General features: G+C 58.1%; 18 protein-coding genes and 1 tRNA gene. 7 read left to right on the forward strand and 12 right to left on the reverse strand.

All coding sequences use genetic code 11. The features are described from left to right. Nucleotides 1-10: 10 nt before the first annotated feature. Nucleotides 11-286 (reverse strand): peptidylprolyl isomerase, encoded by a 276-nt coding sequence (locus tag FFH21_RS12340; RefSeq protein WP_002553334.1) that lies wholly within the window; start codon nt 284-286, stop codon nt 11-13. A gap of 123 nt (nt 287-409) precedes the next feature. On the opposite strand from FFH21_RS12340, the gene FFH21_RS12345 reads away from it, so the two are divergent. After that, a complete protein-coding gene (locus tag FFH21_RS12345; protein ID WP_011168499.1) occupies nt 410-1,579 on the forward strand; it encodes a PilT/PilU family type 4a pilus ATPase in 1,170 nt (389 codons plus the stop codon). 48 nt (nt 1,580-1,627) lie between these two features. Here FFH21_RS12345 and FFH21_RS12350 read toward each other — a convergent pair whose 3' ends face one another. The 7 genes from FFH21_RS12350 to FFH21_RS12380 all read right to left on the reverse strand — a co-directional run bounded on the left by FFH21_RS12350 (nt 1,628) and on the right by FFH21_RS12380 (nt 9,771). Next, nucleotides 1,628-3,205 carry an ABC transporter ATP-binding protein gene (locus FFH21_RS12350; RefSeq protein WP_011168500.1) on the reverse strand — a complete coding sequence of 526 codons (1,578 nt, stop codon included), beginning with the start codon at nt 3,203-3,205 and terminating at the stop codon, nt 1,628-1,630. A 1-nt stretch (nt 3,206) separates the two neighbouring features. Continuing rightward, nucleotides 3,207-4,229 (reverse strand): ABC transporter permease, encoded by a 1,023-nt coding sequence (locus FFH21_RS12355; RefSeq protein ID WP_011168501.1) that lies wholly within the window; start codon nt 4,227-4,229, stop codon nt 3,207-3,209. Beyond that, entirely contained in the window at nt 4,229-5,293 is a 1,065-nt protein-coding gene (locus tag FFH21_RS12360; protein ID WP_011168502.1) for a microcin C ABC transporter permease YejB, read from the reverse strand. Before FFH21_RS12360 ends, FFH21_RS12355 begins: the two co-directional genes overlap by 1 nt. After that, on the reverse strand, nt 5,294-7,162 hold the full coding sequence (locus tag FFH21_RS12365) for an extracellular solute-binding protein (protein ID WP_011168503.1): 1,869 nt from the start codon (nt 7,160-7,162) through the stop codon (nt 5,294-5,296). Between the two features lie 224 nt (nt 7,163-7,386). Beyond that, nucleotides 7,387-7,668 (reverse strand): peptidylprolyl isomerase, encoded by a 282-nt coding sequence (locus FFH21_RS12370; RefSeq protein WP_011168504.1) that lies wholly within the window; start codon nt 7,666-7,668, stop codon nt 7,387-7,389. Nucleotides 7,669-7,749: 81 nt separating this feature from the next. Next, entirely contained in the window at nt 7,750-8,832 is a 1,083-nt protein-coding gene (locus tag FFH21_RS12375) for a 3-deoxy-7-phosphoheptulonate synthase (RefSeq protein WP_011168505.1), read from the reverse strand. A 702-nt stretch (nt 8,833-9,534) separates the two neighbouring features. Further along, entirely contained in the window at nt 9,535-9,771 is a 237-nt protein-coding gene (locus FFH21_RS12380; RefSeq protein ID WP_002553342.1) for a DNA-binding protein, read from the reverse strand. 129 nt (nt 9,772-9,900) lie between these two features. Between FFH21_RS12380 and FFH21_RS12385 the strand changes: the two genes are divergently transcribed. From FFH21_RS12385 to FFH21_RS12405, 5 genes are all read left to right on the forward strand, one after another. Further along, the gene (locus tag FFH21_RS12385; RefSeq protein ID WP_005732029.1) at nt 9,901-10,194 is read left to right on the forward strand and encodes a helix-turn-helix domain-containing protein; all 294 of its coding nucleotides are present in this window, start codon (nt 9,901-9,903) and stop codon (nt 10,192-10,194) included. Between the two features lie 178 nt (nt 10,195-10,372). After that, nucleotides 10,373-11,017 carry a UvrY/SirA/GacA family response regulator transcription factor gene (gene uvrY / locus FFH21_RS12390; RefSeq protein ID WP_011168507.1) on the forward strand — a complete coding sequence of 215 codons (645 nt, stop codon included), beginning with the start codon at nt 10,373-10,375 and terminating at the stop codon, nt 11,015-11,017. 2 nt (nt 11,018-11,019) lie between these two features. Further along, nucleotides 11,020-12,843, forward strand: coding sequence for an excinuclease ABC subunit UvrC (gene uvrC, locus FFH21_RS12395; protein ID WP_011168508.1), 1,824 nt, complete (start codon nt 11,020-11,022; stop codon nt 12,841-12,843). Nucleotides 12,844-12,875: 32 nt separating this feature from the next. Next, nucleotides 12,876-13,436, forward strand: a complete 561-nt coding sequence (pgsA, locus tag FFH21_RS12400; RefSeq protein WP_002553346.1) for a CDP-diacylglycerol--glycerol-3-phosphate 3-phosphatidyltransferase — start codon at nt 12,876-12,878, stop codon at nt 13,434-13,436. Nucleotides 13,437-13,502: 66 nt separating this feature from the next. Then, a tRNA-Gly gene (locus FFH21_RS12405) sits at nt 13,503-13,578 on the forward strand. 313 nt (nt 13,579-13,891) lie between these two features. Here FFH21_RS12405 and FFH21_RS30565 read toward each other — a convergent pair. The 4 genes from FFH21_RS30565 to FFH21_RS12420 all read right to left on the reverse strand — a co-directional run bounded on the left by FFH21_RS30565 (nt 13,892) and on the right by FFH21_RS12420 (nt 16,888). Then, the gene (locus FFH21_RS30565; protein ID WP_004662423.1) at nt 13,892-14,014 is read right to left on the reverse strand and encodes a hypothetical protein; all 123 of its coding nucleotides are present in this window, start codon (nt 14,012-14,014) and stop codon (nt 13,892-13,894) included. 47 nt (nt 14,015-14,061) lie between these two features. Further along, on the reverse strand, nt 14,062-14,988 hold the full coding sequence (locus tag FFH21_RS12410) for a sugar ABC transporter substrate-binding protein (protein ID WP_004662425.1): 927 nt from the start codon (nt 14,986-14,988) through the stop codon (nt 14,062-14,064). A 92-nt stretch (nt 14,989-15,080) separates the two neighbouring features. Then, entirely contained in the window at nt 15,081-15,869 is a 789-nt protein-coding gene (locus tag FFH21_RS12415) for a TIM barrel protein (protein WP_011168510.1), read from the reverse strand. Further along, nucleotides 15,866-16,888, reverse strand: coding sequence for a Gfo/Idh/MocA family oxidoreductase (locus tag FFH21_RS12420; protein ID WP_011168511.1), 1,023 nt, complete (start codon nt 16,886-16,888; stop codon nt 15,866-15,868). Before FFH21_RS12420 ends, FFH21_RS12415 begins: the two co-directional genes overlap by 4 nt. Nucleotides 16,889-17,081: 193 nt before the next feature. On the opposite strand from FFH21_RS12420, the gene FFH21_RS12425 reads away from it, so the two are divergent. Then, on the forward strand, nt 17,082-19,076 hold the full coding sequence (locus tag FFH21_RS12425) for a sigma-54-dependent Fis family transcriptional regulator (RefSeq protein ID WP_019741150.1): 1,995 nt from the start codon (nt 17,082-17,084) through the stop codon (nt 19,074-19,076). Nucleotide 19,077 lies beyond the last annotated feature (1 nt).

The following is a 19,077-nucleotide window of genomic DNA, read 5'->3' on the forward strand; positions in this document are numbered from 1 at the left end:
GACCTGTGGCTCAGTCGCGATAAAAGACCTGCACCAGGTGATAACCGAATTTGCTTTTGATCGGGCCGTGCACCACGCGTAGCGGCTTCTTGAAGATCACCTGATCGATGGCACCGACCATTTGCCCAGGCCTGACTTCGCCCAGATCACCGCCACGTTTGCCGGACGGGCAGCTAGAATGCTTTTTAGCCAGCACGTCAAACGCCTCACCCTTGGCAATGCGCAGCTTGAGCTGTTCGGCCTCTTCGGCGGTTTTCACCAGAATATGGCGGGCTTGGGCTTTCATGTCGCAATATCACCTGCTGCAAAAGGCTGCCATTATGCCTGCTCTTGCTGAGCGACGCCCGCGCGTCACGCGTGCCGTCATGACGGTCGTCGTCTATTTACTTCATTTTGTACGGTATTGATTATGGATTTTCCGGCGCTGTTGAAGATTCTGGCCAGTCAGGACGGATCGGACCTGTATCTTTCCACCGGAGCGCCTCCGTGCGCCAAGTTCAACGGCGTGCTCAAGCCGCTGGGCAGTGAAACCCTCAAGCCGGGCGAGGTGGCGGTGATTGCCCAGGGGCTGATGGACGAGGAGCAGAAGCTCGAATTCCTGCGCGAACTGGAGATGAACCTTGCTGTTTCGCTGGCGGGCATCGGCCGGTTCCGGATCAATATCTTCATGCAGCGTAACGAGGTGTCCATCGTCGCGCGGAATATCAAGCTGGATATTCCGCGTTTCGAGGACCTGTTCCTGCCGCCCGTACTGCTCGATGTGATCATGGAAAAGCACGGGCTGGTGTTGTTCGTCGGTGCCACCGGTTCGGGCAAATCGACCTCGCTGGCGGCGCTGATCGATTACCGCAATCGCAACGCCAGCGGCCATATCATCACCATTGAAGACCCGGTCGAATTTATCCATCGGCACAAGAAGTCCATCGTCAACCAGCGCGAAGTGGGGGTTGATACCCGCAGTTTCCGCGCGGCGCTGAAGAACACGTTGCGTCAGGCTCCGGATGTGATTCTGATCGGCGAAATTCGTGATCGCGAGACCATGGAGCATGCGCTGGCGTTTGCCGACACCGGCCACCTGGCCATCTCGACCCTGCATGCCAACAACGCCAATCAGGCGCTGGACCGGATCATCAACTTCTTCCCGGAAGAGCGTCGTGCGCAGTTGCTGCATGACCTGGGCAATAACCTCAAGGCGTTCGTGTCCCAGCGGCTGGTTAGAACCCCGGACGGCAAACGTCGCGCAGCGGTGGAGGTGATGATGGGCACGCCGACCATTCGCGATCTGATTCAGCGCAATGAACTGACCGAACTCAAGGGCATCATGGATAAATCCGGCAGCCTCGGTATGCAGACCTTCGACACGGCGTTGTTCAATCTGGCCGTCGAGGGGGCGATCAGCGAGGAGGAGGCGCTGAAGAATGCCGACTCGCAGAACAACGTTCGTCTGCGCCTTAAACTGCACAGTGAAGGCGGAGTCGCCAGCCTGACGACGCCGCCCCCGGCCCCGACCGGCAGCAGCACGGCAAGTACCGCCGAGTGGGGGCTGGTCGATGACGACGCGCCGGGGCCGCAGGCGTAAATCGGTGAAGCTCCTGCGCTCCGGGCAGAAGCTTCATTGTGGACCAGATTATTCAGGGCGCGCAGCAGCCAGCAATTCCTGTGTATAGGGGTGCTGCGGTGATTCGAACACATCGTGGCTGGCACCGCGCTCGACAACCTTGCCGTCCTTTACCACGATGACATCATGGGCGAGCGCCTTGACCACCGCCAGGTCATGACTGATGAACAGGTACGTCAGGCCGTGCTTTTCCTGAAGCTCGCGCAGCAGTGCGACGATTTGTTTCTGCACAGTGCGGTCCAGCGCCGAGGTAGGCTCGTCGAGCAGAATCAGCGCGGGTTTCAGCACCAGCGCCCGTGCAATGGCGATACGCTGACGCTGGCCACCGGAAAACTCATGGGGGTAGCGATGGCGGCTCTGCGGGTCGATGCCGACTTCTTCAAGCGCCCGAATGACTTCGGCATCGCATTTGGCAGGGGCGAACTGGCTGTGCACCTCAAGTCCTTCACTGATGATCTGCGCCACTGACATGCGCGGGCTGAGGCTGCCGTAAGGGTCCTGAAAGACCACTTGCATCTCTTTACGCCACGGGCGCATCTGTTTCTGACTAAGGCCGTCCAGCGCCTGCCCGCGGAAGCGGATACCGCCGCGTGATTCCAGCAGGCGCAGGATCGCCTGGCCCAGTGTCGACTTGCCGGAACCTGATTCGCCAACGATACCGAGGGTCTTGCCGCGCTCGATACTCAGGCTGATGTCATCCACAGCCTTGAGGTACTCCTTGTGCCGCCGCAGAATGCCGCCGGTCAGGGAGAACCAGACTTTCAGGTTATCGACCTGCAGAACCGTTTCCCGCGTGTCGCGTGGCAGCGGCTCGCCCGCAGGTTCGGCATCCAGCAGCAGGCGGCTGTAAGGATGCTGCGGCGATTTGAACAGCGACTTGCAATCGGACTGCTCGACAATCTCGCCGGCACGCATGACGCAGACGCGCTGCGCCACGCTATGAACCAGATTGAGATCATGACTGATCAACAGCAGCGACATGTCCAGGCGCTGCTGCAGCTCCTTGAGCAGCAAGAGGATCTTGCGTTGCACGGTGACGTCCAGCGCAGTGGTCGGTTCGTCGGCAATCAGCAGTTCCGGCTCGCACGCCAGCGCCATGGCAATCATCACCCGCTGGCGTTGGCCTCCGGACAGTTCGTGCGGGTAGGCTTTCAGGCGTTTTTCCGGCTGCTGAATGCCGACCATTTCCAACAGTTCGACAATGCGTTTCTGCGCTTCACGGCCACTGATGCCGCGATGCAGCAGCAGCGTCTCGCCTATCTGTCGGGCCACGCTGTGCAGCGGGTTCAGCGAGGTCATCGGTTCCTGGAAAATCATGGCAATGCGGTTGCCACGCAGCTCGCGCAGGGTGCGCTGGTCGGCACCCACCAGTTGTTGACCCCGGTAGGTGATGCTGCCAGTGGTCAGCGTACCGTTGTGCGGCAGCAGTTGCAGGATCGAGTGCGCAGTGACGGACTTGCCAGAGCCGGATTCACCCACCAGCGCCAGGCATTCACCGCGGCGTACGTCCAGGCTCAGGTTGCTGACGACCTTTTGCCCGCTGAACGCAACGCTCAGGTCGCGAATTTCGATCAGGTTTTCCGGCATATCAGGACCTCGGGTCAAAGGCATCACGCAGCGCCTCGCTTATGAATACCAGCAGCGTCAGGATCAACGCGAGGGCAAAGAACGCTGTCAGGCCCAGCCAGGGCGCTTGCAGGTTCTGCTTGCCCTGGGCGATCAATTCGCCCAGTGACGCGCTGCCCGCCGGCATGCCGAAGCCCAGGAAGTCCAGCGCAGTCAGGGTCGAAATGGCACCGGTGAGGATGAACGGCAGATAGCTCAGCGTCGCAGTCATCGCGTTGGGCAGGATGTGACGCATGATTATCTTCCGGTCCCCCAGGCCCAGTGCACGCGCTGCCTTGACGTACTCCAGGTTGCGCCCACGGAGGAACTCGGCGCGCACGACATCAACCAGCGTCAGCCAGGAAAACAGCGCCATGATGCCCAGCAGCCACCAGAAATCAGGTTCGACGAAGCCTGACAGGATGATCAGCAGGTACAGCACAGGCAAGCCGGACCAGACCTCCAGCAGACGTTGACCGAGCAAGTCTACCCAGCCGCCGTAATAGCCTTGCAGCGCGCCGGCAGAGATGCCGATCAAGGCACTGATGAAGGTCAGCATCAGGGCAAATAGAATTGAAATACGTGCACCGAAAATCACCCGAGCCAGTACATCGCGCGCCTGATCGTCTGTACCCAGCCAGTTGCTTGCAGAGGGTGGGCTAGGCGCTGGTGTCGTCAGCTCATAGTTAGGTGTGTCGTCACTGAACGGGACTGGCGGAAACAGCATCCAGCCGTCGCCCTTGGTAATCAGCTGGCGCACATAGTCACTGCGGTAATCCGGCTGGAAGGGCAGCTCGCCGCCAAATTGCTGCTCGGTGTAGCGTTTGAATACCGGAAAGTAGAGCGAGTGCTGGTAACTGACCATCAGCGGTTTGTCGTTGGCGATCAGCTCACCGCCCAGAGTCAGGGCAAACAGCGCGCAGAACAGCCAAAGTGACCACCAGCCTCGGCCATTGCTGCGAAAGCGCTCCAGACGGCGACGGGCCAGCGGCGAGAGGCTACGCATCATGCATTCCTCGCGCTGAAGTCGATTCGGGGGTCAACCAGCGTGTAGCAGACATCGCCAATCAGTTTTATCAGCAGGCCGAAGACGGTAAAGATGAACAGCGAGCCGAACACCACCGGATAATCCCGCGAAACGGCCGCTTCATAGCTCATGCGGCCCAGGCCATCCAGCGAGAAGATCACTTCGATCAGCAGCGAACCGGCAAAGAACACGCTGATGAACGCCTGCGGAATACCCGACACAACCAGCAACATGGCATTGCGAAACACATGGCCATAGAGCACGCGCCGCTCGCTCATACCCTTGGCGCGGGCGGTAGTCACATACTGACGGGTTATTTCGTTGAGAAAGGAATGTTTGGTCAGCAGGGTCAGTGTGGCAAAACCGCCGATCACCAGCGCTGAAACAGGCAGCACCAAATGCCAGAAATAGTCAGCGATCTTGCCGACGGTGGTCAGTTGCTCGAAGTTGTCCGAGACCAGCCCGCGCACCGGAAACCAGTTCAGTGACGTGCCACCGCAGAACACCACCACCAGCAGCATGGCGAACAGGAAGGCTGGCGTGGCGTAACCGATGATGATCGCGGTGCTGCTCCAGATATCGAACTGACTGCCATGTTTGACCGCTTTGCGAATACCCAGCGGGATGGATACCAGGTATGTCAGCAACGTCGCCCAGAGGCCCAATGATATGGAGACCGGCATTTTTTGCAGAATAAGGTCGGTCACCGTGGCACCGCGAAAGAAGCTGTTGCCGAAATCCAGTCGGGCGTAACTCTTCAGCATCAGCCAGAGCCGCTCATGCAAGGGCTTGTCGAAACCGTATTGATGTTCGATCTGTTTGATCAGTACCGGGTCCAGTCCTCGGGACGCTCGGGAGTGTCCGGCATCGGCCGATTCGCTCGCCCCCGCGCCCATGGTCGCACCGCCAATTCCCTGCAAGCGCGCAATAGCCTGTTCGACAGGGCCGCCCGGCGCGGCCTGCACGATGAAAAAGTTGACCAGCAAAATGCACAGCAGAGTAGGGATGATCAGCAGCAGGCGACGCAAAATATAGCCGAGCATTCAGTGCATCTCCGAAACGATGGCTGAAGCACCGCGTTTTTCAGCGAACTGCTCATTGGTCAATGGCGTCGGGCTGATTTCCCACCATGTTTCGATGGCTTCATTGTTGCTGGCCTGGATTTTCGGAATGCCGAAACGGTTCCACCAGACGGTGGAGGAGCCTGGCGGGTAATAGTTGGGAATCCAGTAGTAATTCCATTGCAGTACCCGGTCCAGGCAATGTGCATAGTCGGTCATGGTCTGCTTGTTGTCAGCCTTGAGCAGGCCTGCAATCAGGGTGTCTACGGCGGGGTCCTGAAGTGCCATGTAATTGCTGGAACCTGGGTCCATCGCTACTTTCGAACCAAAGCTGTTGTATAACTCGGCCCCGGGCGAGGTAGATACCGGGTAACCGGTGACAATCATGTCGTAATCGCGGGTCATTACCCGGTTGAGGTATTGCGCGGAATCGATGCGACGAATATCAAAATGAATGCCGATCTGCGCCAGCGTGCGTTTGTAGGGCAGCAGCATCCGCTCGAAACCATTCTGTGCGTTGAGAAACGTAAAGCGGAAGGGTTCGCCCTGAGCATTAACCAGTTGGTCGCCCTGTGGCGTCCAGCCAGCCTCTTTCATCAGCGCCAGTGCTTGCAGTTGCTTGTCGCGAATGAAGCCTGTGCCATCGGTTTTTGGCGTCTTGAACACGCTGTCGAACACCTGTTCGGGGACCATGCCACGCAGTGGCTCAAGGATTTTCAGTTCGGCGGGAGCAGGCAATTCGCTGGCAGCCAGCTCCGAGTTGGAGAAGAAGCTGTCCTGGCGAATGTACATGTTGCGCATCAACTGCCGGTTGGTCCATTCGAAGTCCCAGAGCAACGACAGCGCCTGGCGCACGCGGCGATCCTGAAACATCGGTCGGCTCAGGTTGAATACGAAGCCCTGTGAGCTTTGCACCGCGCCCTTGGCCAGTTGGGCCTTCTGCAAGCGACCGTCACTGAGTGCCGGGCCGTCATAGCGAATTGAATAGCCGGTCGCTGAAAACTCGCGGTTGTAGTCGTAGGCCCCGCCCTTGAGAACCGTGCGTGCCACGTCAATGTCGCCGAAATACTCGATGCTGAAGGTGTCGAAGTTGTACAGGCCTTTGCTGACCGGCAGGTCTTTTCCCCACCAGCCTGGGTCACGTTGAAACGTGACGGTGCGCCCCGGGTCGACGTGGCTGATGGTGTAAGGCCCGCTGCCCGGAGGAACTTCAAACCCCGCGCCACTGGCGAAGTCACGGGATTTCCACCAGTGCTCCGGGAATACCGGCAGTGAAGCGAGGTCGAGGGGCAGGGTGCGGCTGTCGCTGTGCTTGAAGTCGAAACGGATCTGCAAGGGGGATTCGACTTCCAGGCCTTTGACCGCCTCAAACTGGGTCCGGTATTGCATGTTGCCTTGGGTCATCAGCAGTTCGTAGGTGTACTTGACGTCGTTGGCGGTAATCGGGGTGCCATCCGCGAAACGCGCCTTCGGGTTGAGGTAAAAGCGCAAGGAAAGGCCGTCTGCACCACGCTCCATTTTCTCGGCGACAAGTCCGTAGACCGTATAAGGCTCATCCATAGAGCGTATGGCCAGCGGGGCATAGAGCAGGCCATTGATCTGCGAAACCCCCATGCCTTTGTCGGTAAACGGCATCAAGTGATCGAACTGACCTATTTCAATGGCCGAGCGGCGCATGCTGCCGCCTTTCGGGGCGTCCGGGTTTACATAATCGAAATGTTTGAAGTCGGCAGGGTAGCGCGGGGCCTCGCCGTAAACGGTCAGTGCGTGTTGTGGTGCTGCAGACAGCGATTGAACAACGCCAACGAAGGTCAGCGTCAAGGCGAGCAACGATGAAAAAACAAAACGCATGACTCGAATCCTGACTGACGTTCGCAAGCGAATGTCAGGGTTAAAGGCGACTGGCTGTCAAGGTATGACGAAAATCCCGGCAGCGCTCAGGCATCTGCGTCGCGGTATCTTCTACAGACAAATGGTCGCTTCGCCAAGCTGCTACGAGCAGGCAACAGTATTAACGGCCACCTGCAAAAACGGCCCATCCGAAGATGAGCCGTCTGGTACTCAGCGCAGCAGGATCAGTCTTGGCGGCTGGTCACTTCCAGCAGGTGGTAACCGAACTGAGTCTTTACCGGACCCTGAACGGTGTTCACTGGTGCACTGAACACGACGGTGTCGAATTCCTTGACCATCTGGCCTGGACCGAACGAACCCAGATCACCGCCCTGACGGCTGGATGGGCAGCTGGAGTTGGCCTTGGCGATTTCAGCGAAATCAGCGCCGCCTTCGATCTGAGCCTTGAGTTCGTTGCATTTTTCTGCGCTCGAAACAAGGATGTGGCGGGCAGTGGCTTTAGCCATGGGGAATAATCTCCTGTGAAAAAAAAGAAACAGCCTACCGGATTCAGTGCGGTATTTCCCGACAAAGTTCCTTCGCTCTGTTTATCTGTAACGCAGACGGTCAACCGCGCGACGCAATAGCTGTTCTGTGCCTTCCCAGCCAAGGCAGCCATCGGTGACCGACACGCCGTACTGCAGCCTGTCCCCCAGCGGCTGACAGCCATCGAACAAATGGCTCTCGATCATCATGCCGATCAGTGAGGTATTGCCGGCCAGGCGCTGTTCAAGAACATCGTTAAAGACGTGGGGCTGGCGTGACGGGTCCTTGCCACTGTTGGCGTGGCTGCAATCGACCATGATTCGCGATGCGATATTGTTTTTGGTCAGGCTGGCCTGCACCCGAGCGACACTCTGGCCATCGTAGTTGGGGCCGCTGTGGCCGCCGCGCAGCACAATGTGAGTGTCCGGATTGCCCTGCGTCTGGATGATTGCCGGATGACCGTGACCGTCCATGCCGAAGTGGCGATGCGGATGCGCCGCTGAACGCATTGCATCGCTGGCCACCGCGACGCCACCGTCAGTGCCATTCTTGAAGCCGACTGCCATGGGCAGCCCGCTGGCCATTTCCCGATGGATTTGCGACTCGGTGGTACGTGCGCCGATCGCGACCCAACTGAGCAGGTCATCGAAATAGCCCGCGGCCATGGGTTGCAGTATCTCGGTGGCAATCGGCAGACCCATTTCCAGCATGTCACGCATCAGTTGTCGCGACAGCGTCAGGCCTTCAGCCATATCGTCACTGCCGTCCAGATGGGGATCGTACGCCAGGCCTTTCCAGCCCACTGTCGTGCGCGGTTTTTCGACGTAGGCGCGCATCACCGGCAGCATCTGATCACTGACTTGTGCCGCAAGGCCGGCCAGTCGCTCGGCGTATTCACGAGCAGATTGCGGGTCATGGATCGAGCAGGGACCCACGATAACGAGCAGTCGCGAGTCTTCACCTTCAAGGATGGCGCGTACGGCGCGGCGATGGGCAGCAACCTTTTCGGTCAGCGCTGCATTCAGTGGCAGGCGCATTTTCAGTTCAAGCGTGCCGGGCAGACGTTTTGAGGAGGGGCTGTTGTCTGCCAGAGCAACGGCATGGCTGGACAGGTCGGACGGTTTTACGGCAACGGACGAATTCATATTCTGGCTTCCTGGGCTGGCGGTGCAGTACCGCGCAGACTTACTGGGGTGTTCGACAAATGGCCGTATTGGCCGGGCGTTTGTGGTTGCCACCTGGCAGTGACCGAACGGAGGCGGCAGGCTGTCCCGAACGGAGATGGCTAAATCGCCAGGCGAAGTCGATGTCGTTGCGGTAATAAGTGGCGTAGTTCATGTCGTAGTCCTCAATGTGCAGCGTGATATTTATGAAGGGTTGAAAATACCTGGCCCTGAAAAAACAAAACCCCCGGTCGGGAAGCCGACCGGGGGTAGAGAATTCTCTGGTTGGCGTCCCCTTGAAGTGGGCGCCGGATGGGTATCAGGCGCGCCAGTGGCTATACCAATACCCATAATAAGAGTTGAGCTGAACAGGAGCATTCACCGAGGCAACCCGCACAGCCATAGCGCATGCACGGCAGGAAATGCCGGTAGCCGCTTGAAGCAGTGATGAAGTGGATTGCAGCATGGTGGGTCTCCGTTGATTGCTCCGAAGCTTACTTCAGGAGCGGCGGCGCATTCAATTGGAAAATTCAATCACCAGGATTATCAATGGCTACGAGCATTGACGTGGTGGTGCAGAGGGCGAGGGGTAAACCGCTCAACGGCTGATGACAGTTACCTGGCGGCAGGCTATGGTGCGGCCAGGCTTCTACATATTGCGCCTGCAGTCTCCGGCAGGATCAGCTACTCTTCACCCATTACTTCTTCCTGCGGGGTTTGCATGTTCGGGATGGTCCCGATCTTCATGCCCAGCAATACGGCTACCTTATGCGCTTCACCGCGCCTGCCTTTCTTGCGGCCCGCCAGCACCTGGTAAGTTGTCGCCGGATCAATGCTGTTTTCCCGAGCGAATTCCTGAACAGATTTTCCCTGTTGTTCGAGCCAGGCCTTGGCTTGTGCGGCGGTGCGTATTCCGGGCATAGTTCAAAACCGTTCAAATCTATTCAATTCCGCGGGATTCTAACATTCGTTAGGATGGCTTTAATAGGATCATAGATTCAAATGAGTGGAATCGGTTGTCGGCTGAGAAAAGAACGAGAGCGTCTGAGCATGTCTCAGCGTACCTTCGGTGAAATAGGGGGAGTTGAGGCTAACGCCCAGGGAAAGTATGAAAATGGTGATCGCGCGCCCAAGGCCGATTACCTGGCTGCGGTGGCGGCCAAAGGTGTGGATGTGCTCTATGTGCTGACGGGAGCGCGCACGCCGGTGCCGATTGACAATCTCAGTGTGATCGAAGAAAAGATTCTGGGTAATTACCGGGTGTTGGGCAAAGATGATCAGGATGCGATCAGGCGTTTGACGACGACCATTGCCGAGCTTTCCGCTCCTGAAAAGCTTCCTTAGGGTAAGCATTGCGAGGCGGACATGCAGCCTGCTTTTCTGCGGCCTGCGGGTTTTTTTCGTCGTTCTCGAAGCACCCACCGTCAACTTGTCGAGAGTCTGAGTTCGCAGTGCTAGGTCTGACTCATTGTTTTTGTTATGGTGATTGGCATTCGTTATGACCGTTGCGCGAGGTGTCTGCTTGATTAAGGTGCTAGTTGTCGATGACCATGATCTTGTCCGGACAGGCATCACACGCATGCTGGCCGACATAGACGGTCTGCAGGTTGTCGGGCAGGCTGATTCCGGCGAGGAATCACTGAAGAAGGCGCGCGAGCTCAAGCCTGACGTTGTACTCATGGACGTCAAGATGCCAGGCATCGGCGGCCTGGAAGCGACGCGCAAGATGCTGCGTAGCCACCCTTATATCAAGGTCGTCGCAGTCACTGTCTGTGAAGAAGACCCGTTTCCGACCCGTTTGCTGCAGGCAGGTGCTGCCGGCTACATGACCAAGGGTGCGGGGCTTGCCGAAATGGTCCAGGCCATTCGCCTGGTGTTTGCCGGTCAGCGTTACATCAGCCCGCAGATTGCCCAGCAATTGGCATTAAAGTCGTTCCAACCGCAGGTCAACAATTCGCCGTTCGATCTGCTTTCCGAGCGTGAAATCCAGATTGCCCTGATGATCGTCGGCTGCCAGAAAGTCCAGACCATTTCGGACAAGCTGTGCCTGTCACCGAAAACCGTTAATACCTACCGATACCGTATCTTTGAAAAGCTCTCGATCAGCAGTGATGTTGAACTGGCTTTGCTCGCTGTACGTCACGGCATGGTTGATGCCAGCGCCTGAACATGACCCAGACTTTCGATCCAAGTGCATTTCTCGCGACCTGTAGCGGTCGTCCCGGCGTCTACCGTATGTTCGACGCCGAAGCCACACTGCTTTACGTCGGCAAGGCCAAGAACCTCAAGAAGCGTCTTGCCAGCTATTTTCGCAAAACCGGACACGCGCCCAAGACCGGAGCGCTGGTGTCGCGCATCGCCCAGATTGAAACGACCATCACGGGCAACGAAACTGAAGCGCTGTTGCTGGAGCAGACCCTCATCAAGGAGTGGCGGCCGCCCTACAACATTCTGCTGCGTGACGATAAGTCCTATCCCTATGTGTTTCTGTCCGATGGTAACTACCCGCGACTGAGTATTCATCGGGGAGCTAAAAAGGCCAAGGGCCGTTATTTCGGGCCTTACCCGAGTGCCGGCGCGATTCGCGAGAGCCTTAGCCTGCTGCAGAAGACCTTTCAGGTGCGGCAGTGCGAGGACAGCTACTTCAAGAACCGCACACGCCCTTGCCTGCAATACCAGATCAAACGTTGCAAAGGGCCGTGTGTTGGGCTGGTCGAGCCTGAGGTGTATGCCGAGGACGTACGTCACTCGGTGATGTTTCTCGAGGGACGCAGCAATGCCCTGAGTGACGAACTGAACGCCACCATGGAAAAAGCCGCGATGGCGCTCGATTTCGAACGCGCAGCCGAGTTGCGCGATCAGGTCGCCTTGTTGCGCCGCGTCCAGGATCAGCAGAGCATGGACGGCGCTACCGGCGATGTCGATGTGGTCGCCGCGTTCGTCAACCCTGGCGGTGCCTGCGTGCACCTGATTAGCGTGCGGGGCGGGCGGGTGCTGGGCAGCAAGAACTTCTTCCCGCAGGTCGGCATAGAAGAGGAGGTCGGCGAAGTGATGTCGGCATTCCTGGCTCAGTATTTCCTCGGCGGCATCGACCGTGAGCTGCCCGGCGAAGTCATCGTCAATGTCATCAACGACGATTTCCCTGCGTTCGTCGACGCCGTCGAAGAACTGCGCGGCGTCGAGATGGTTATCAGTCATCGCGTGCGCGGCACCCGGGCGCGCTGGCAGCAAATGGCGGTCACCAATGCCGAGCAGGCACTGACTGCGCGGCTGGCCAACCGTCAGCATGTTGCGTCGCGGTTCGAAGCGCTGGCCAAGGTGCTGGGGCTTGAAGATCCGCCAATGCGCCTCGAATGCTACGACATCAGCCACTCCAGTGGTGAGGCGACCGTAGCGTCCTGTGTGGTGTTCGGTCCGGAAGGCCCGATCAAGTCCGATTACCGGCGCTTCAATATTGAAGGCGTGACGGCAGGCGACGACTATGCCGCCATGCACCAGGCCTTGACCCGACGTTACAGCCGCATCAAGGCCGGGGAGGGCAAGTTGCCGGATGTGCTGCTGGTGGACGGCGGCAAGGGCCAGATGTCCATGGCCCGTGATGTGCTCAATGAATTGCAGGTGCCTGATCTGATTCTGCTCGGTGTCGCCAAGGGCACCACGCGCAAGGCGGGCTTTGAAACCCTTTACCTGAACGACGCAGCACATGAATTCACGCTGCCCGGCGATTCTCCGGCGTTGCACCTTATTCAGCAGATTCGCGACGAGGCCCACCGTTTCGCAATCACCGGTCACCGCGCGCGGCGCGGTAAGACCCGGCGCACCTCGACCCTTGAAGGCGTTGCAGGCGTCGGGCCGACCCGGCGTCGTGACCTGCTCAAACATTTCGGCGGATTACAGGAATTGTCCCGTGCCAGCATCGATGAAATCGCAAAAGCACCCGGAATCAGTAAAAAGCTGGCAGAGTCGATTTATGCAAACCTGCACAGCGAGTAGAATGCCCGCTCACCTCGTAGCCAGTTGTGCCGATGAATATCCCTAATCTGATCACCGTACTACGCGTTTTATTGATTCCGATCTTCATTTTGCTGTTCTACATGCCTTATCACTGGAGCTACATGGCCGCCAGTGCAGTCTTTGCGTTCGCTGCGGCGACCGACTGGCTCGACGGGTATCTGGCCCGCCGTCTTGAACAAAGTACGCCTTTTGGCGCCTTTCTCGACCCGGTAGCAGACAAACTGATGGTGGCCGTGGCATTGGTGCTGCTGGTTCAGGCGCATGCCAATCTGTGGCTGACGCTGCCCGCAGCGGTGATCATCGGTCGCGAAATCGTGATTTCTGCACTCCGCGAGTGGATGGCGGAAATCGGCGCGCGTGCGCAGGTTGCCGTTTCCAATATGGGCAAATGGAAAACGGCGGCGCAAATGCTCGCGCTGGTTATTCTGCTGGGCAACCCGCCTGCGATCACGATCTGGGTGATTCTCGGCTACGCATTGCTGCTCGTTGCAGCGGGGTTGACCCTGTGGTCGATGGTGCAATACCTCAGAGCCGCGTGGCCGCACCTCAAGACTACGGCAGAAAAAAAATAAGTTTTTGAATCAAGGGCTTGACGCAGCTTTCTGAAACGCTAGAATAGCGCCCGTCATCAAGACAATGCGGGAATAGCTCAGTTGGTAGAGCACGACCTTGCCAAGGTCGGGGTCGCGAGTTCGAGTCTCGTTTCCCGCTCCAAATATAAATCCATGTATGCACAAGAGGCATATGGGATTAACAAAAAAGACGCTTAGGCGTCTTTTTTCGTTTTTGCGGTAAATATCCCGGGTTTACTTTCTTGTGATGTACTTCTGATTGTCTGAAGCAGTTTTGGCGTCCGAAGCCATATAGCCGTCGCCACCTCAAGCAGTCGAAGGAACAGTAGACCGGCTGGAGGCCATTATCGGGCACCCGCTGCGCACCTACGAAGACTTCGTCAAGGAAGCCACTGTCGGTTGAATCGCCGGCAGGGCAGCCATCCTGCCGGGTAAGAAACCCGGCAGTCAGTGCTTTAGTAGTTCACCCAGGCGGCATCGTTATTGGCAGGCTGTACCCAGCGCACACCTTCTACGCCAGTGTCGATACCCGGCTTGGCAGCCCATGCCATGCGTTGCCCCTGAAGTTCGAAACTCATCTGGTCAGGGCGTTCATCCCTCCATTCGATACTCGCCTTCCCGACTACTATTTATAATGTTGCTCGAACACCGCTACCTGCTCCGGTGTAATGAGTTGGAAGGGCACCCAGACCTCGGCGTCGACCGGCTCGCCTTTGATCATTTTTATGGCCGATTGCAGAGCTGTGGTCGCTTGGGCTTTCGGGTCTTGAAACACCGAGGCTGCCAGCATTCCACGTTTGATCGCCGCCAGGCCATCAGGCAAGCCGTCAATGCCTACAATTGCAACTTCCCCCTTCGCTTTGCCAGCCTGTTGTAACGCCATGGCGGCGCCTATGGCCATCTCGTCGTTATTGGCCACAATGGCATCAAAGGTTCTGCCCGCCAGTAGCCAGTTACTGGTCAGGTCCATACCTTTGTTACGTTGCCATTCCGCTGTTTGCTGCTCGACGATCGTTATGCCCGGATAGTCCTTGAGCACCTGTTTGACGCCTTCGCTGCGGTCGTGTGTCGAGTTCTGCGCAAGGTCACCCATGATGAGCGCGATAGTACCTTTGCCTCCCATCTTTTCTGCCAGATAGCGCATCTGCAATTGTCCTGCCTCAATGTCGTTGGACGCCACGGTGGTAACTCCCTTGGGCAAGACGCGCTCATCCGGGTGACGGTTGACGTAGACAAGCGGCATCTTTGCCTCGACCGCTGCGCGGGTCATATTTGCCGTGGCGGAGGTGTCCACCGGCAAGACGATAACCGCATCCACTTTCTGGCTGAGAAAGCCCTGAACCTGATTGATCTGGCGAACCACATCGCCTTGAGCGTCCTCGAACTGGAGCTGCACATTCTCTTTTCGGGCAGCTTCTTCCAGGCCGCTGCGCACATAGGTCATGAAGTTATCGTCGACTCTGGCGATCGTGACGCCAATTCGGTAACTCGCAGCAGCCCATTGGCTGGAAACCAGTAACAGCACGGCGATAAACAGTTTGCAGAAGGGCATGAGACGTTTCCTTTTGTTGTTATGTGTGACGTTCACCAAGACCTGTCATGAACGTTTCCAGCGCTTTTCACGAGAGCTTGCCAAGGTGTTCCTCAAGTCAGGGTGAAGGCTTTTTTGAAGCGTTCCAGTGCTGCTTCGCTGTTGCCACTGGCCCAGCCTTCAAGCCCGACGACACCCGTGTAGCCCATATCGAACAACGCTCTGGCAATGGCGGGATAATGAATTTCACCTGTACCGGGCTCTTGGCGACCGGGAACGTCGGCGACCTGGATTTCTCCTATGGCACTGCCTGAGCGCTGGATGAGTTCGATCAGGTTTCCTTCGCCGATTTGCGCGTGATAAAGGTCCAGGTTCATTTTCAGGTGCGGGCTGCCCACGGCCTCGATCAGGGCCAATGTGTCTTCAGCGCGAGCGAACGGGGTGCCGGGGTGGTCGACCTCGGTATTCAGGTTTTCCAGCAAGAATACCCGGCCGGCCTCTTCGCCAAGGCGAGCGAGTTTTTCCAGCGTTTTGCAGGCACTCAGCCACATGCGTCCATTGACATGAGCCACCGGATTGACGGGCAAACCTTTGTCGTCAAGGCCCGTGCCATGCAGGTTCAGGCTCGGGCAATTGAGCCGGGCGGCGACCGCGAGGGATTCGCGTGCGCTGTCCAGCAGGTGCTGGATTGCGTCGGCATCGGTCAGATTGCCGTGGGTGTAGCCGGTCATGGAGGTGAAATTCGCCCCTGTGGCAGCCAGCGCTGCGATGTCCTTATTGGCCCAGCTCCATATTTCGGCGCTGAAGCCCAGCTCGTGAATACGCCTGACACGCTCGGTGAAGGGTAAATCCAGGAACACCATCTCGGCGCTGACCGCTAATGTGAACGGTATGGAGCTCATGCGCAGACTCCTCGTGACACCGCCACCGGTCGGCCTTGCTGGAACGACTCGATGCAGGCGCGGGCAATGGCCAGCGCCGCTCGGGCATCTTCGCCACTGGCCAGGGGTTTGGCCCCGGTACGCAGGCAGTCGGCAAAATGATTGAGTTCGGCGATGTAGGCGTCACGCAGCAGGTCGGTGTCCAGTCGTTGGGAGTCGGCCTGTATACCATTGGCCAGATAACGGGTCAGATCAGATTCACTGACGTTGCCCATAGTCAACATGCCGGCACTGCCGAAGACCTCGCCCCGGACGTCGTAACCGTAGACCGCCTGAAAGCTGGCTTCAGCGGTGGCAAAGGCACCGTTGTCGAAACGGATCATCACCACCGCTGTGTCCAGAAACCCATTGTTCTTGTAATCCGGTGCAATCAGCGCATCAGCCATGACGAAGACGCTGACTGCCTCGGCACCGGGGTTCAGGTAGCGCAGGGTATCGAAGTCATGAATCAGCGTTTCAAGAAAGATCACCCATTGCGGCGAGGCTGCCGGATTGTTCAGCGCAGGATCTCGGGTTAACGAGCGCAACAGTTGCGGTGTACCTATACGCCCCTCAACCACGTTCAGATGAGCCGTACGAAAGCTTTTGGCGAAGCGACGGTTGAAACCGACTTGCAAGGGCACGCCGGCATCGGCGGCCGCAGCGATAGCGCGGTCGGCTTCCTCGAGAGTGATCGCCATGGGTTTCTCGCAAAAAATGCCCTTGCCGGCCCGCGCCGCGCTGATGACCAATTCTGCGTGGCTGCGCGCGGGGGCAGCGATCAGCACGCCATCCAGGTCTGGGTCGTCCAGCAATTGCTGAGGGTCGGTGTAAACCCGATCTACCCCTAACTCTGCGGCCAGACGCGACGCCCGGCCCGGAGTGGGGTCGGCGATGGCCGCAAGGCAGGCACCGGGAATATGGTGGGCGGCGGTCTGGCCGTGGAAGCTGCCCATGCGACCGGCGCCAATCAGACCAAGGCGGAGATTTTTTTTGCTCATGAAATAACCCTTTTTAATTGTTGTTCGATTATTTCCCGGCCGTAAGCGCGCCGGGCAAAAGAGGGAGAGCAAATGCCATGCCATAACTTAAGATATTGATTTTAAACGTTTATTAAAAATTTCCAGCCAAAAAGTGTTCATTTTAATGACATGTCTATACTGATATGTTGAATATATGAACATGGATACATCAATGTCCTCACCGTCTGCGACCTTCAGCGTGCAAGACCTCGGATACCTCACCGCATTGGGGGCTGTGGCACTCAACAGCGGTCCCATACCCGAACTGGAGCAGGCCTGGCGGGCGCGCCTGAGTGGCGTTGACGAGCGCCCGGCGACGGTCAGGAAGGTTATTTGGGATTCCTGGGGACGCAGCATCGCAGGCGGCGTGAACCCTGAAGACAGCGACTACCGGTTTGTCGACCCTCAACACCTTGCGGCTACTCTGGCGGCCAATCGGGTTTTGATTGCCGCAGCAGCTCAAGTGATGCGCGGCTTGCTTGCCTATAACCCGAGAGGCCATATCAACCTCACCGATGCTGAGGGCACCACACTGTATTTTTGCGGGCTGGATCTGACGCCGGTGGGTACGCGTTTGCTGGAGTCGGTGCAGGGCACCAACTGCACCGGGCTGGCCCTGGCTGAAGATTCCCTGGTGTATGTACTGGCAGAGGAAAACTTCGGTACAGGCCTTCGTCAGCGGCGGATGCATTGCGCTGCGGCGCCCATCCGCAATGCCCAAGGCAAGACCCTGGCGATGCTGACCCTGACCGCAGAACCTGGCTGGTTCCATTTTCATACGCTCGGCACTGTCCAGGCGGCGGCCGAGGCCGTCTCGCGGCAAATGGCCTTGCAGGCGCTGCTGGAAGAACAGCAAACCGTGCTCGAAGTGCTCAACGAAGGTTTGGTGGTACTGGACGAACGAGGCTGTATAAAAGCGCTCAATCGCTATGCCCGGCAGCTTTTTCGGGTCGGCCTGGATTTGCTGGGCAGCCCGTTCCAGCGTCTGGGGCGCAGTGATTTGAACGAACAGATTCTGGCGCGTATCGGTGAAGGGCTGCGGGACCTGGACTGCACCTTTGAACTGCATGATTTCAGCCAGTTGTCCTGTCTGGTTTCGGTATGCCCACTGGAGCAGGGCGGGCGCGTGGTGTCGCTGCGAGAAAATCGGCGCATTCGGGAGATCACCCGGCGAATTATCGGCACTCAGGCCCGTTACACGTTCGAGACCATTCAGGGCCGTTCACGGGCGATTGCAGATGCCGTGCATTTTGGGCGGATCGCCAGTCGCAGCGATTCCACCACCTTGATTCTTGGCGAAAGCGGCACCGGCAAGGAGTTGTTCGCCCAGGCGATCCATAATGCGAGTGACCGCAATAGCGGGCCTTTTGTAGCGGTCAACTGTGGCGCGATTCCCCGGGACCTGGTGCAAAGCGAGCTGTTCGGCCATGTCGAGGGCGCATTCACGGGTTCGGCTAAAGGCGGGTCGGCGGGCAAGTTCGAACTGGCCGATGGCGGCACGATCTTTCTTGATGAGATCGGCGACATGTCCTTCGACGCGCAGGTCAGCCTGTTACGGGTGTTGCAAGAGGGCGAAGTAACCCGGGTCGGGGCGAAAAGCTCGCGACCAGTGGATGTACGCATCATTGCCGCCACTCACCGTAACTTGAGTCAGGCAGTGGCCGAAGGCGCCTTTCGTGAAGATCTGTATTACCGACTCAACGTGCTCAACCTGACCGTACCGCCGCTGCGTATGCGTCGGGAAGACATAGCCTTGCTGGCGCAACATTTTCTTGATCGTTGCGCCCGTTCATTGCGCAAGTCAGTGCTGGGGCTTTCTGCGCAAGCCCTGGAATTGCTGGTGGCTTATAGCTGGCCGGGCAACGTGCGAGAGCTGGAAAACAGCATTGAGCGCGCGACCAATCTGGCCACGGGTGAGCTCGTCCAGCCCGCCGATCTGCCCCTTGAAATCAGGCAGCGCAGCGGCCTCGCGGTGCCGGGCCGGCTGCCAGTGCCTTTGGCGGCCCATGACCTTGGCACCCACGAAATGCACGCGATTATTGCGGCGCTCGAAAGCACCCGAGGCAACATTCGCCTTGCTGCTCGACAGCTGAACGTTTCCCGCGGCGGGCTGTACAACAAAATGAGTCGATTCGGCTTGAACGCCGCCGATTTTCGAGGGCTCTGAC

The sequence above is a fragment of the Pseudomonas sp. KBS0707 genome (assembly GCF_005937945.2).
In the GTDB taxonomy this organism is placed as follows: Bacteria; Pseudomonadota; Gammaproteobacteria; order Pseudomonadales; family Pseudomonadaceae; genus Aquipseudomonas; species Aquipseudomonas amygdali.

Coding starts and splice junctions, on each gene's coding strand:
- FFH21_RS12340 (WP_002553334.1), bottom strand. CDS start 286: ATGAAAGCCCAAGCCCGCCATATTCTGGTGAAAACCGCCGAAGAGGCC.
- FFH21_RS12345 (WP_011168499.1), top strand. CDS start 410: ATGGATTTTCCGGCGCTGTTGAAGATTCTGGCCAGTCAGGACGGATCG.
- FFH21_RS12350 (WP_011168500.1), bottom strand. CDS start 3,205: ATGCCGGAAAACCTGATCGAAATTCGCGACCTGAGCGTTGCGTTCAGC.
- FFH21_RS12355 (WP_011168501.1), bottom strand. CDS start 4,229: ATGCGTAGCCTCTCGCCGCTGGCCCGTCGCCGTCTGGAGCGCTTTCGC.
- FFH21_RS12360 (WP_011168502.1), bottom strand. CDS start 5,293: ATGCTCGGCTATATTTTGCGTCGCCTGCTGCTGATCATCCCTACTCTG.
- FFH21_RS12365 (WP_011168503.1), bottom strand. CDS start 7,162: ATGCGTTTTGTTTTTTCATCGTTGCTCGCCTTGACGCTGACCTTCGTT.
- FFH21_RS12370 (WP_011168504.1), bottom strand. CDS start 7,668: ATGGCTAAAGCCACTGCCCGCCACATCCTTGTTTCGAGCGCAGAAAAA.
- FFH21_RS12375 (WP_011168505.1), bottom strand. CDS start 8,832: ATGAATTCGTCCGTTGCCGTAAAACCGTCCGACCTGTCCAGCCATGCC.
- FFH21_RS12380 (WP_002553342.1), bottom strand. CDS start 9,771: ATGCCCGGAATACGCACCGCCGCACAAGCCAAGGCCTGGCTCGAACAA.
- FFH21_RS12385 (WP_005732029.1), top strand. CDS start 9,901: ATGTCTCAGCGTACCTTCGGTGAAATAGGGGGAGTTGAGGCTAACGCC.
- uvrC (WP_011168508.1), top strand. CDS start 11,020: ATGACCCAGACTTTCGATCCAAGTGCATTTCTCGCGACCTGTAGCGGT.
- pgsA (WP_002553346.1), top strand. CDS start 12,876: ATGAATATCCCTAATCTGATCACCGTACTACGCGTTTTATTGATTCCG.
- FFH21_RS30565 (WP_004662423.1), bottom strand. CDS start 14,014: ATGAGTTTCGAACTTCAGGGGCAACGCATGGCATGGGCTGCCAAGCCG.
- FFH21_RS12410 (WP_004662425.1), bottom strand. CDS start 14,988: ATGCCCTTCTGCAAACTGTTTATCGCCGTGCTGTTACTGGTTTCCAGC.
- FFH21_RS12415 (WP_011168510.1), bottom strand. CDS start 15,869: ATGAGCTCCATACCGTTCACATTAGCGGTCAGCGCCGAGATGGTGTTC.
- FFH21_RS12420 (WP_011168511.1), bottom strand. CDS start 16,888: ATGAGCAAAAAAAATCTCCGCCTTGGTCTGATTGGCGCCGGTCGCATG.
- FFH21_RS12425 (WP_019741150.1), top strand. CDS start 17,082: ATGTCCTCACCGTCTGCGACCTTCAGCGTGCAAGACCTCGGATACCTC.